Below are 12,827 nucleotides of genomic sequence, written 5' to 3'. Positions count from 1 at the left end.
GTAACTTACCAATCCCGCTTAGACACCTTTTGTAGCATTTCGGGCGTTTTGGCTGTCTTTTCATGGTAGCATACGTTATTCATAAACTGTTCATATTATTTGCGTAAAACCATTTTAGTACATGGTATAATAAATTTACATGAAAAATTTTGGGGGTGCAAAACAAAAGGATGCATATTCTAGCGGTTGGTATAAATTACAAAACTGCCCCTGTAGAAATTCGGGAAAAACTATCGTTTAACGAAGCCGAACTTGCCGAGGCAATGAAAGCTCTTAAAAATAAAAAAAGCATCTTGGAAAATATTATTATTTCAACATGTAACAGGACGGAAATATATGCGGTCGGTGACCAGCTTCATACAAGCAGGTATTATATAAAGGAATTTCTTTCGGAATGGTTTAATATCGATAAAGAAGAATTTTCCAAATATCTGTTCATTTATGAAGGCGATGGGGCTGTCGAGCATTTATTTTCAGTTACCTGCGGCTTGAATTCCATGATACTGGGAGAAACTCAGATTTTGGGACAAGTACGTTCAAGCTACCTGTTAGGGCAGAAGGAAGATACGATCGGTACCGTTTTTAACCATCTCTTCAAGCAAGCCCTTACATTGGCTAAAAAAGCTCATTCGGAAACCGAAATCAATACAAATGCCGTTTCAGTCAGCTATGCGGCAGTCGAGCTTGCCAAGAAAATCTTTGGAGGCCTGAACGGTAAGAATGTCTTGATTCTTGGGGCCGGTAAGATGGGTGAGCTGGCCATTCAAAATCTGCATAGCAATGGTGCAGACAGCATTACGGTCATTAACCGCACCTTCCAGAAAGCGGTCGATCTGGCCGAGAGATTCAATGGTAAGGCGAAACAGCTTCAAGAGCTGCAATGCGCTTTAGTGGAAGCTGATATCCTGATTACTTCCACTGGATCAAAAGATCTTCTTGTAACAAAGGAAATGATGTCATTCATCAATAAGCTTCGTAAAGGCCGTCCTATTTTCATGGTCGATATCGCAGTGCCGCGTGACCTCGATCCAACATTGGCCGAGCTGGAAAATGTCTTCTTATATGACATTGACGACCTTGAAGGGATCGTGCAAGCCAATATCGAAGAACGTAAAAAAGCTGCCGAGAAAATAGAATTGATGATCGAATCAGAAATCGTTGATTTCAATCAGTGGATTAATTTGCTTGGTGTGGTTCCCGTCATTTCTTCTTTACGGGAAAAATCCCTATCGATCCAAAAGGAAACGATGATAAGCATCGAAAGAAAGCTTCCGCATTTGAGCGAACGGGACAAAAAAGTTCTGAACAAGCATACGAAAAGCATCATCAACCAAATGCTGAAAGATCCGATACTTTATGCAAAAGAGCTGGCAGATGAGCCGAATGCAAAAGAGCAATTGAATAATTTCGTGAAAATATTCCAGTTAGAGGAATTGATTGAAGACCAGCTGGTTGCGGATGAAAAAGAACGGAACAGCTCCAAGTCATCCCTATTGAATCCAGTTCCTGTCCAGTAATGGGGTAGATATGGAATTACTAATGACAAGATTGCATGAAGCCACTGTTTTGTTATATGCCATCAGTATGCTTTTATATTTTATCGATTTCCTCAATAATAACCAGAAGGCGAACAGGGTCGCCTTCTGGTTGCTTTCTATTGTTTGGGTACTGCAAACAATTTTTTTATTTCTGTATGTGTTGAAAACGGGAAGGTTCCCGGTATTGACGATTTTTGAAGGCTTATATTTTTATGCATGGGTCCTCATATCGTTATCTTTAATCATTAACCGATTGCTAAGAGTCGATTTTACTGTCTTTTTTACGAATGTATTAGGTTTCATGGTTATGGCCATCCATACCTTTGCACCTGTTCAGATAGAATCTCAAGTCCTTGCACAGCGCCTGGTTTCAGAGCTACTGCTCATACATATCACTTTTGCCATCCTATCATATGGCGCATTCACGCTTTCTTTCGTTTTTTCACTTTTATACTTAATTCAATATGATTTACTGAAACGGAAGAAATGGGGAAAACGCCTGCTTCGACTCGGCGATCTAACAAAGCTCGAGCAAATGTCTTATGTCCTCGCAGTAATAGGTGTTCCATTATTAGTGGTCTCCCTTATCCTGGGGATTCAATGGGCATATATAAAAGTGCCTGGGGTATCCTGGCTGGACATGAAGATCATCGGCTCATTTATTTTGCTTATTGCTTACAGTGTGTTTTTATACTTGAAAATTCGGAAACAAATGTATGGAAGGACGCTAGCCTTTCTGAATATTGGATCTTTCATGATTGTGTTAATTAACTTTTTCCTTTTCGGAAGCCTTTCAACATTCCACTTTTGGAATACATAGGAGGAAACTATGAGAAAAATAATTGTCGGTTCTAGACGTAGTAAATTAGCGATCACCCAAACGAACTGGGTTATCGATCAACTTAAGGAGCTTGGGGTCCCATACGAGTTCGAGGTGAAGGAAATTGTCACAAAGGGTGACCAAATCCTTGATGTAACTCTTTCCAAGGTAGGCGGAAAGGGCTTATTCGTTAAAGAAATCGAACAAGCGATGCTGGATAAAGAAATTGATATGGCAGTACATAGTATGAAAGATATGCCAGCAGTGCTGCCTCCAGGCTTGACGATTGGCTGCATACCACCGAGGGAGGACCATCGGGATGCCTTGATTTCAAAAAATCATGAAACCCTTTCCGAACTGAAGCCGGGTTCCATCATAGGTACAAGCAGCTTGCGCCGTGGCGCGCAAATACTGGCTAGAAGGCCGGACCTTGAAATTAAATGGATTCGCGGTAATATCGATACCCGTCTGAATAAGCTGAAAACGGAAGATTATGATGCTATCATTTTAGCTGCTGCCGGACTATCAAGAATGGGATGGGAGAAGGACATCGTAACGGAATTTTTAGATGAAGATATTTGCATTCCGGCAGTTGGACAAGGAGCACTTTCCATTGAGTGCCGCGAAGACGACAAAGAGCTGCTGGCGGAACTTGCGAAATTGACATGTGAAAAAACGAAAAGAACGGTTGAAGCGGAACGTGCCTTTTTGGATAAAATGGAAGGCGGATGCCAGGTACCGATTGCCGGATTTGCGGTGGCAAAAGATAATGGCTCCGTTTCCTTGACGGCTTTGGTCGCTGCCCCGGATGGAAAGGTGATTTATAAAGAAATGGTTGAGGGAACCGATCCCGAGGCGGTTGGGCATGCTGCTGCCAAACAGATTAGCGAAATGGGCGGTAAAGAATTGATCGATCGCGTAAAAGAAGAGCTTGATCAGTAATGAATCCCTTTCAACCTCTTAAGGATTATCAGGTATTAATCACCAGAGGGAAAGGACAGGCAGATGGTTTAAAAGAGTCGATCGAAAAAAATGGCGGAACGCCGCTTCTTGTGCCATTGCTTGAGTTCACTCTTCCTGATCATTTGGAAGATGTACAACAGCGGTTAGATGAGTTGCTTACATATGACTGGATCATTTTGACTAGTCAAAATGGCGTGGATTTCTTCTTTAAGCTTCTTGGTAACCAGCCTTTAAAGCTTCCGAAAATAGCCGTAATCGGCTCCAAAACAGAAGCGGCACTGAAACGACATGGATATAAGGCGGATTTCGTTCCAACGCAGTTTGTTGCCGAAGGGTTCGTGGCCGAGTTCAATGCCCTGCTTGATAAAGGGTCCCGCGTGTTGCTGGCAAAAGGAAATCTCGCAAGGGCGGTTATTGCGGAGGCAATCAATGAAGCTGGTGCATCCTGTGATGAAGTGATTATTTATCATACCGTGCTTCCTCGAAGCAGTGAAAAAAAACTGGTACAGCTTATAAAGAACGATGATATCGACATCATAACCTTTACGAGTTCATCGACGGTCAATCATTTTTTACAGATCATGAAACGCCATGAATTGGATACATACATAGACCGGATCATCATTGCCTGCATAGGTCCGATTGCCGCTAAAACGGCTGAAAAACATGGGCTATCCGTCAATGTCTGTCCAGATGTTTATACAACGGATGCCATGATTGCGGAGTTAATACGCTTCATTTTGAAAAGAAGTAAAAAGGAGGAACTTTAAAATGAAAAACATTCCATTCAATCGCCACCGTCGCTTGCGTGCAAGTGCTGGCATGAGGGCTTTGGTCCGTGAAACACAATTGCATAAAGAGGATTTGATCTATCCGATCTTCGTCATCGACGGAGAAAATGTGAAAAATGAGATTAACTCCATGCCAGGTATATATCAGCTATCCATGGATAATCTGGGGGCCGAAATGGATGAAGTCGTGAGTCTGGGCATTAAATCAGTTATTTTATTCGGTGTCCCTTTTGATCATGATAAAGACGAACAGGGCACAGGGGCATTTCACCATAACGGACTTGTGCAAGAGGCAACCCGTTTTATTAAAAAACAATATCCTGATGTTATTGTCATAGCGGATACCTGCCTATGTGAGTATACAAGCCATGGCCATTGCGGGGTCGTAGAAGGGGAAAAAATCCTCAATGACGCTTCACTTGACCTTCTTGCCAAAACGGCAATCAGCCAGGCAGAGGCCGGCGCCGATATCATTGCACCGTCCAACATGATGGACGGTTTCGTTGCGGCCATCCGTGCAGGTCTGGATGAAGCGGGTTATGAAGATATTCCGATCATGTCCTACGCGGTGAAATATGCTTCGGCTTTTTACGGCCCATTCCGTGATGCCGCAAATGGTGCGCCACAATTCGGCGACAGGAAAACTTACCAAATGGATCCCGCCAATCGCCTTGAAGCATTCCGTGAAGCTGAATCCGATGTTGCTGAAGGTGCGGACTTCCTAATCGTGAAACCGGCCCTTTCCTACATGGACATCATCAGGGACGTTAAGAATAACTTTAATCTTCCGGTTGTTTCCTATAATGTCAGCGGTGAATATTCAATGGTTAAGGCAGCTGCCCAAAATGGCTGGATTGATGAAAAAGCGATAGTGATGGAAATGCTGACAGGCTTGAAACGCGCAGGTTCCGACTTGATCATTACTTATTTTTCAAAAGAGGTAGCACGCTGGATAAACGAAGATAATCAATGATATAAAAAATATAACCTGTAATGGAAAAAGGGGATTGAATCATGCGGTCATATGAAAAATCGAAAAAAGCGTTTGCCGAAGCAAAAAATTTGATGCCAGGCGGCGTGAACAGCCCGGTGCGTGCCTTCAAATCTGTGGACATGGATCCCATTTTCATGGAGCGCGGAAAAGGCTCAAAAATGTATGATATCGATGGAAATGAATATATCGACTATGTTCTTTCATGGGGACCGCTTATCCTGGGTCACACGAATGACCGTGTCGTGGAATCATTGAAAAAGGTAGCGGAATCAGGTACAAGCTTTGGAACCTCGACGCTGATTGAGAATGAACTGGCCAAGCTGGTCATTGAACGGGTGCCTTCGATTGAAATGATCCGTATGGTATCTTCAGGTACCGAAGCGACGATGAGTGCACTAAGGCTGGCACGAGGCATTACAGGCCGTGATAAAATCCTGAAATTCGAAGGCTCCTATCATGGCCATGGCGATTCCTTGCTGATCAAGGCGGGTTCCGGCGTTGCGACATTAGGTTTGCCGGATAGCCCGGGAGTACCGGAAGGCATTGCAAAAAATACGATTACCGTAGCATATAATGATCTAGCTGCGACCAAATACGCATTTGAACAATTTGGCGAAGACATTGCCTGTATCATCGTAGAACCTGTTGCAGGGAACATGGGTGTGGTTCCGCCACAACCTGGTTTCCTCGAAGGCTTACGTGAAGTGACGACCCAATACGGGGCTCTATTGATCTTTGACGAAGTTATGACAGGGTTCCGTGTCGACTATAATTGTGCACAAGGCTATTTTGGCATCGTACCTGACCTGACTTGCCTTGGGAAAGTTATTGGCGGCGGCTTGCCTGTAGGAGCATTCGGAGGCAAGCGAGAATTCATGGAACAAATTGCCCCGAGTGGGACAATCTATCAAGCGGGAACATTGTCGGGTAACCCTCTTGCCATGACGGCCGGCCTTGAAACGCTGAGCCAATTGACTCCAGAATCTTATGATGAGTTCGCCCGAAAAGGGGATATGCTCGAAAAAGGTATTGGGGAAGCGGCGGAAAAGTACGGAGTTCCCCATACATTCAACCGTGCCGGTTCCATGATTGGACTTTTCTTTACGAATGAAGAAGTCGTAAACTATGATACAGCAAAAACATCCGATTTAGAGTTCTTTGCTTCTTACTATAGGGAAATGGCGAATCAAGGCATCTACTTGCCGCCGTCACAGTTTGAAGGTTTATTCCTTTCCACTGCACATAGTGATGAAGATATCGAAAAGACCATTACAGCGGCAGAACAGGCTTTTGCAAAATTAAAAAAATGATGCAAGGCTTCATGAACTACCGATATATTGAATAATGATAAATTTGAACTGGCTACCATTTTCCAAAAACTTTTGGAGAAAGGCAGCCAGTTTTTTTGAATTCAATCAGTACGTGGTAGAACCGAATCAAATGTTGAAGGCCAAATTAATGTGGATCTAGGTCGAATAAAATGGAGGAAGGCCGAATTAATGGTTTCATTCAGGATCTTCATGTCGATGTTACATCCCGCATTAATTTTAGCCTGCAAAATTTGAATCCCTTCTTTTTAAAAGGTTCAGGAAATATAAGGTCTCGAGTGTGGCATATGAAATTAAGGAATAATCAGCTTCCTTCCTTCATAGATTGATATTGGTATAGGTACCGTTTCCTGAAGTTGAAAGGAGGAGTTGTTTTTGTCGCAAGAAAATGAATCGTATTTACGATTTTCTTTAGAGGAATCCGTTTGGTTCCAGAAGGGACAGGAAGTGGCTGAGCTATATTCCATTTCGCTTGATCCAAATGTGACGATTCAAGAAAGTGATCAATATGTTTTTATACGAGGCTCGTTGGATTTAAGCGGTGAATATAAAGACTCGCAAAATGGTGAAGAAGAGGAGTTTTCGCAGACCTTTTTGCCAAAAGCGGTTCAAAAGGTCGAGAGGCATCTCAATGGACTAAATGAGTTCACACACCGTTTTCCGGTTGACATAACGATTCCGAATAATCGGATTGCCTCATTGGATGAGGTCGATGTCTCGATTCAAAGCTTTGATTATGCCCTGCCAGAGCATAACTGTTTGAAATTGCAGGCGGATCTTTTGATAACCGGAATCTATAATGATTCATATGTGGAAGAACGTTTCGATACGGAGCAGGAAGTTGGGGAAACAGAGGAACAAGAAGAAACGGATGGTGAAAATGAGTCGTATATTCCTTATGCGGCTGCAGTGCCGCCGATCCCGGACTTTCAGCCTGTTTTCCGTGATGAGGAGGAAGAAGAGTTATACGCGCCCTTTTCTGCAGAGTCAAAACAAGTTTCTGAAGCGAATGAAGAACAAGAAGAAGAGGAACCGATTTATTTAAGCGATCAGCATAGTGCCCCAGTTTTTGAAATTCCCGTTTCACCATATCCTGAAGAGGAGGAGTGGGAAACGGAAGTGCATAGACAGGAAGAAGCTGAAGCTGTAGAGGAAGAAGTTATTGGAGATCCGTCTGACCCAACGGATAAGGTACCTTCCATGGAAGAGGGGAAACTGGAGGAAGAACCAAGCAGGCAGGATCCAGTGGAGAAGATAGAGATTCCTAGAGTGACATTGAAAGAAGAAGTAGAAGAAGAAGTAGAAGAGCCAAGTCAAGCAGCCAATCATCAAAATAGCCCTGTTTCCAATTTAGAAACCGAGGATGTCATACGGCAGGAGGAAGATGACGTTGCAGCGGGTCCTATTCTAAATGAACATGTAAAGGTGGAGCAGGAAGAGGAATCCAATTCGTCCTTAAGCGATCTATTCAAAAAGAGGGAAAGACCTGCGCCTCCGGCTAAGGAGGTTAAGAATTTCAAAGGCAGGAAACAAGCCGCGGAACGTGATGATAAAGAAACGGCCGATCATGGTGAGAAGCAGCCTTCCATCATGGATTTATTCGGACGGAAACAGGAAGAAGAACTGGTAAGGATGAAAGTTTGCATTGTTCAGCAAGGGGAAACGCTTGATGACTTAGCTCAACGATATGATGTTACGGTTCAATCGATACTTTTCAGCAATGAATTGGAGTCGAATCAAAACGTTCATGAAGGGCAAGTCATCTATATACCGAAGGCGGTTGCATATAAGAATTGATCGGGACAGAGAGCAGAGCATATGGTCTGCTCCTGTTTTTTAGGTGCTGGAGAATCTTTAGTTTTTTAGAGAAAGTGAGTGAGTCTCGTGAGGGAAAACGAGAATCAGCAGCCTGCCAACCGGAATCGGGACACGGAAACCGTATTGAAGGAATATGCCATGTATGTACAATATATCGAGGACTTCGGGCGTGTGAAAAAAGTATACAGTGATCGCGGTACATTTGCCTTGAAATCGATGTTACCCCAGAACGGCATTGATTTTATCAAAAATGTTCAAAAACTGTACCATCGCGGCTATAATCGGATCGTTCCGATTTATCAAACGATGGATCAGCGTTACGCCGTTCTTCATAATGGGCGTTTGTATTACCTGATGCCCTGGCTCAATAATGAGGGGGACGGGGAGCGCGATGAAAAACATAAGCAAATGTTCAGGGAGCTTGCTCGGATGCATACACTTTCCGTTAAGGAAATTCAAGTGGATATTGAGGAAAGGGAAGCCCATTATGAACGGACGCTTGATGCCTGGAATAACGAGAAGGACTTTATGGATGAGTATATTGTCAGCTGTGAAAAGAAGTGGTATATGTCTCCATTCGAACTGACGGTTTGTTCTTTCTACACTGATATTTCACAGGCGCTGAAGTACTCGATCAAGAAGTTTGAAACCTGGTATGAAAAAACGAAGGATAGTGAAAAGGTTAGAACCGTGGTCACGCACGGAAAGGTTTCTTTGAAGCATTTCGTTTATGATGAGCGGGGGTATGGCTACTTCATCAATTTTGAGAATTCGAATACGGCTCCGCCGCATTTCGATTTACTGCCATTTCTCGTTAAATCGGCCAGGACCTATCCTGTCCAATGCGATGACTGCGTTGACTGGCTATATAACTATTTTCGTTATTTTCCGTTGAAGGAAGATGAATTGCTGCTCATGCAAAGTTATCTGGCATTCCCTGGATCAGCTTTGGAATTAGTGAAGAGTTATTCCGATGGCAGGGTCCATCGTTCAGAGCTTGATAATGTTACTCAACTGCAGCGGCAATTTTGGCTTCTGAAAAATATTGAATATATGGTGATGAAAATCGAAGAAATCGAACAGCAGAAAAAGGCTGCTGCCGAGGCTGCCAAAGAAGAACAATCACCTCAAAGCTAAATATACATGATTGGATTATCTCCAGTCATGTATATTTTTTTGCTGTAAGGGAATAATTAAATCCATTCGAAATATAAAGACATGGCCAGGAAAATAAATGCGATTAGCAGGAGCATATCGAAGAAAGTCGGAAAAATCAGTGTGCGTAATCCTTGGAATACGATAAAGGGGACGATGAACTGCTGGCAGACACCGCGGAATTTCTTCATCCAAGGCGGTAAAGTATAGGGAGTATATCTTCGCTTCATATTATTACCTTCCTTTTTAGGACTTCTTATATAATATGGGTGGGCACTGGAAAAGGTGATAAAGCCGTCACATTTACTGTTTCTGGAGGATAAAATAAAGAAAACGACCTTGAATGTATCAAATGGGATGATTCCTGGGAAAGTAAGCGAAAAGATGATTGACTGGAGCCCCATATTTTTTGTACTATATACTATATGCATTCAATGAATTTACATATGAATATAAATCAATGCAAAGACCGGAAATAGTAAGATGATATGCACTTTTCAGAGAGGAAACCAAATTGGTGCGAGGTTTCCAGGCAGCAGCATCCGAAGTCGTCCGCGAGCAGTCTTCGTGAACCTCTTAGTAGCGAAGGCCGGTGAAGAGCCGTTATCCGATTTGAGAGCCGAAAGAGTTTTTTCTTTTTCGGAAAAAAGGTGGCACCGCGAACAACTTCCTTCGTCCTTTTGTGATGATGGAAGTTTTTTTTATGCCTAAAAAGGAGGAAATGATATGGAAGAGAACCAAATTTCTATGCCGACTAAATATGATCCGCAGACGATAGAGAAAGGCCGCTACAAATGGTGGCTTGATGGAAAGTTTTTCGAAACGACAGGTGACGATAAAAAAGAACCATATACGATTGTCATCCCGCCGCCTAACGTGACAGGTAAGCTTCATCTTGGCCATGCTTGGGATACGACACTTCAAGATATTTTGACACGCATGAAAAGAATGCAAGGCTATGATGTTTTATGGTTGCCGGGCATGGACCATGCCGGTATCGCCACTCAAGCGAAAGTAGAACAGAAACTTCGTGCGGAAGGCGTGAGCCGTTATGACCTTGGACGTGAAAAATTCGTAGAAGAGACATGGAAATGGAAAGAGGAATACGCGAGCCATATCCGTGAACAATGGTCAAAGCTGGGTCTTGGACTTGATTATACACGTGAACGCTTCACTCTTGATGAGGGGCTTTCAAAAGCTGTGCGCGAAGTGTTCGTTTCGCTTTATAACAAGGGCTTGATTTATCGCGGCGAATACATCATCAACTGGGATCCATCGACGAAAACGGCGTTATCCGATATTGAGGTTATTTACAAAGATGTGCAGGGCGCATTTTACCATATGAAATATCCGTTGGTAGACGGATCAGGTGAAATTGAAATTGCCACCACCCGTCCAGAAACGATGCTTGGTGATACTGCTGTTGCTGTACATCCGGAAGATGACCGTTATAAACACTTGATCGGCAAAATGGTCCGCTTGCCAATTACAGGCCGGGAAATCCCGATTGTCGGTGATGATTATGTCGATATGGAATTCGGTTCAGGCGCGGTCAAAATTACTCCGGCCCATGACCCGAATGATTTCGAAATCGGGAACCGTCACGATTTGGAGCGCATCCTTGTCATGCATGAAGATGGCTCGATGAATGAAAAGGCTGGTAAATATGAGGGCATGGACCGGTTTGAATGCCGTAAACAAATCGTCAAAGACCTTCAGGAAGAAGGAGTACTCTTCAAAATCGAAGATCACCTTCACTCAGTCGGCCATTCAGAGAGAAGCGGTGCTGTTGTTGAACCATATCTTTCGACGCAATGGTTCGTTAAAATGCAGCCGTTGGCTGATGCATCCGTCGAGCTTCAAAAAGGATCCGATGAGGAAAAAGTTCATTTCGTACCGGATCGTTTCGAAAAAACGTACCTGCATTGGATGGAAAATATCCGCGACTGGTGCATTTCCCGTCAGCTTTGGTGGGGTCACCGCATTCCAGCCTGGTACCATAAAGAAACAGGTGAAGTGTATGTAGGTCACGAAGAGCCTGCGGACGCTGAAAACTGGGAACAAGATACGGATGTTCTGGATACATGGTTCAGCTCGGCATTATGGCCTTTCTCGACTATGGGCTGGCCTGACAAGGACAGTGTCGATTTCCAACGTTACTATCCAACCGGGGCACTTGTTACAGGCTATGATATCATTTTCTTCTGGGTATCGCGGATGATTTTCCAAGCTCTTGAGTTCACGGGTGAACGACCATTTGAAGATGTGCTGATCCACGGTCTCGTTCGTGACGAACAGGGGCGCAAGATGAGTAAATCGCTTGGCAATGGTGTCGATCCGATGGATGTCATCGATCAATACGGTGCCGATTCACTGCGTTACTTCTTGTCTACGGGCAGCTCGCCTGGACAGGATCTTCGTTACAGCACGGAAAAAGTGGAAGCGGTCTGGAACTTCTCCAATAAGATTTGGAACGCATCCCGTTTTGCTTTGATGAACATGAATGGCATGACTTATGACGAAATCGATTTAAGCGGTGAGAAGTCTGTAGCCGATAAATGGATCTTGACGCGCTTGAATGAAACGATTTCCAACGTAACCAGACTTGCGGACCGTTATGAGTTTGGTGAAGTGGGCCGTGTGCTATACAACTTCATTTGGGATGACTTCTGTGACTGGTATATTGAAATGGCGAAGCTTCCGCTATATGGCGAAGACGAAGCAGCGAAGAAAATGACGCGCTCGATCTTGGCTTATGTACTGGATAACACGATGAGATTGTTACACCCGTTCATGCCTTTCATTACCGAAGAAATCTGGCAGAACCTTCCGCATCAAGGTGAGTCCATCACTGTTGCCGCTTGGCCGGAAGTGAATGAAGGATTGACAGATACAGCTGCAGCCGAGGAAATGAAGCTGCTTGTTGAAATCATCCGCTCCGTCCGTAATATCCGTGCTGAGGTGAACACACCGCTAAGCAAAAAAATCAATTTGATTTTAAAAGCGAAAGATGAGTCCATCTTAGAGACGTTACAGAAAAACAGCAGCTATATCGAGCGTTTCTGTAATCCTGAACAATTGACGATCGGAATCGAAGTCGAAGAACCTGCTCAAGCCATGACAGCTGTCGTAACTGGGGTAGAACTTATCCTTCCGCTTACAGGACTGATCAATATTGACGAAGAAGTGAAACGTCTTGAAAAAGAACTCGACAAACTTAATAAAGAGGTTGAGCGCGTACAGAAAAAATTAGGCAACGAGGGCTTCGTTAAAAAGGCGCCGGCAAGCGTCATCGAAGAAGAACGTGCCAAGGAAAAAGATTATAGCGAAAAACGCGACTCTGTAATCCACAGGATCAGCGAACTGAAACAACTGTAAAAACAAAAGGATGAACCAGCTTTATGCCGGTTCATCCTTTTT

Annotated in this window: 10 protein-coding genes and 1 other annotated feature; of the genes, 9 read left to right on the top strand and 1 reads right to left on the bottom strand. The window is 43.7% G+C overall.

The genetic code is table 11. The features are described from left to right. Window positions 1-170: 170 nt before the first annotated feature. The 8 genes from hemA (at window position 171) to ysxE (ending at window position 9,389) form a co-directional block, all read left to right on the top strand. On the top strand, window positions 171-1,517 hold the full coding sequence (gene hemA, locus ACIQZD_RS03290; RefSeq protein ID WP_402898130.1) for a glutamyl-tRNA reductase: 1,347 nt from the start codon (window positions 171-173) through the stop codon (window positions 1,515-1,517). Window positions 1,518-1,527: 10 nt separating this feature from the next. Further along, a complete protein-coding gene (locus ACIQZD_RS03285) occupies window positions 1,528-2,358 on the top strand; it encodes a cytochrome C assembly family protein (RefSeq protein ID WP_133349505.1) in 831 nt (276 codons plus the stop codon). A 9-nt stretch (window positions 2,359-2,367) separates the two neighbouring features. Continuing rightward, entirely contained in the window at window positions 2,368-3,300 is a 933-nt protein-coding gene (hemC, locus tag ACIQZD_RS03280; RefSeq protein WP_137020109.1) for a hydroxymethylbilane synthase, read from the top strand. Next, complete coding sequence (locus tag ACIQZD_RS03275) at window positions 3,300-4,091, top strand: uroporphyrinogen-III synthase (protein WP_402898125.1); 792 nt, start codon at window positions 3,300-3,302, stop codon at window positions 4,089-4,091. The genes hemC and ACIQZD_RS03275 overlap by 1 nt, the downstream gene beginning before the upstream one ends. A gap of 1 nt (window position 4,092) precedes the next feature. Further along, entirely contained in the window at window positions 4,093-5,085 is a 993-nt protein-coding gene (hemB, locus tag ACIQZD_RS03270) for a porphobilinogen synthase (RefSeq protein WP_352919453.1), read from the top strand. 41 nt (window positions 5,086-5,126) lie between these two features. Beyond that, the gene (gene hemL / locus ACIQZD_RS03265; protein ID WP_402898119.1) at window positions 5,127-6,416 is read left to right on the top strand and encodes a glutamate-1-semialdehyde 2,1-aminomutase; all 1,290 of its coding nucleotides are present in this window, start codon (window positions 5,127-5,129) and stop codon (window positions 6,414-6,416) included. A 393-nt stretch (window positions 6,417-6,809) separates the two neighbouring features. Next, complete coding sequence (locus tag ACIQZD_RS03260) at window positions 6,810-8,231, top strand: LysM peptidoglycan-binding domain-containing protein (RefSeq protein ID WP_402898116.1); 1,422 nt, start codon at window positions 6,810-6,812, stop codon at window positions 8,229-8,231. A gap of 87 nt (window positions 8,232-8,318) precedes the next feature. Beyond that, window positions 8,319-9,389: a spore coat protein YsxE gene (ysxE, locus tag ACIQZD_RS03255; RefSeq protein ID WP_402898112.1), complete on the top strand. Its 1,071-nt coding sequence runs from the start codon at window positions 8,319-8,321 to the stop codon at window positions 9,387-9,389. A gap of 56 nt (window positions 9,390-9,445) precedes the next feature. On the opposite strand, the gene ACIQZD_RS03250 is transcribed toward ysxE, so the two are convergent. Next, window positions 9,446-9,637 carry a hypothetical protein gene (locus tag ACIQZD_RS03250; RefSeq protein WP_101222799.1) on the bottom strand — a complete coding sequence of 64 codons (192 nt, stop codon included), beginning with the start codon at window positions 9,635-9,637 and terminating at the stop codon, window positions 9,446-9,448. 226 nt (window positions 9,638-9,863) lie between these two features. Next, window positions 9,864-10,090, top strand: a binding site (T-box leader). Window positions 10,091-10,133: 43 nt separating this feature from the next. On the opposite strand from ACIQZD_RS03250, the gene ACIQZD_RS03245 reads away from it, so the two are divergent. Continuing rightward, the gene (locus ACIQZD_RS03245) at window positions 10,134-12,785 is read left to right on the top strand and encodes a valine--tRNA ligase (protein ID WP_402898108.1); all 2,652 of its coding nucleotides are present in this window, start codon (window positions 10,134-10,136) and stop codon (window positions 12,783-12,785) included. Window positions 12,786-12,827 lie beyond the last annotated feature (42 nt).

Origin of the sequence: Peribacillus sp. NPDC096447, from assembly GCF_044762725.1 — a bacterium.
GTDB lineage: Bacteria > Bacillota > Bacilli > Bacillales > DSM-1321 > Peribacillus.
The sequence above is the reverse complement of the archived record's forward strand: the minus strand, read 5'-3'. Positions and strand labels throughout refer to the sequence as shown.

What these genes read in the sequence shown, in the direction of transcription:
- ACIQZD_RS03275 (WP_402898125.1), top strand. Translation starts at nt 3,300, where the DNA reads ATGAATCCCTTTCAACCTCTTAAGGATTATCAGGTATTAATCACCAGA.
- hemL (WP_402898119.1), top strand. Translation starts at nt 5,127, where the DNA reads ATGCGGTCATATGAAAAATCGAAAAAAGCGTTTGCCGAAGCAAAAAAT.
- hemB (WP_352919453.1), top strand. Translation starts at nt 4,093, where the DNA reads ATGAAAAACATTCCATTCAATCGCCACCGTCGCTTGCGTGCAAGTGCT.
- ACIQZD_RS03285 (WP_133349505.1), top strand. Translation starts at nt 1,528, where the DNA reads ATGGAATTACTAATGACAAGATTGCATGAAGCCACTGTTTTGTTATAT.
- hemA (WP_402898130.1), top strand. Translation starts at nt 171, where the DNA reads ATGCATATTCTAGCGGTTGGTATAAATTACAAAACTGCCCCTGTAGAA.
- ACIQZD_RS03245 (WP_402898108.1), top strand. Translation starts at nt 10,134, where the DNA reads ATGGAAGAGAACCAAATTTCTATGCCGACTAAATATGATCCGCAGACG.
- hemC (WP_137020109.1), top strand. Translation starts at nt 2,368, where the DNA reads ATGAGAAAAATAATTGTCGGTTCTAGACGTAGTAAATTAGCGATCACC.
- ACIQZD_RS03250 (WP_101222799.1), bottom strand. Translation starts at nt 9,637, where the DNA reads ATGAAGCGAAGATATACTCCCTATACTTTACCGCCTTGGATGAAGAAA.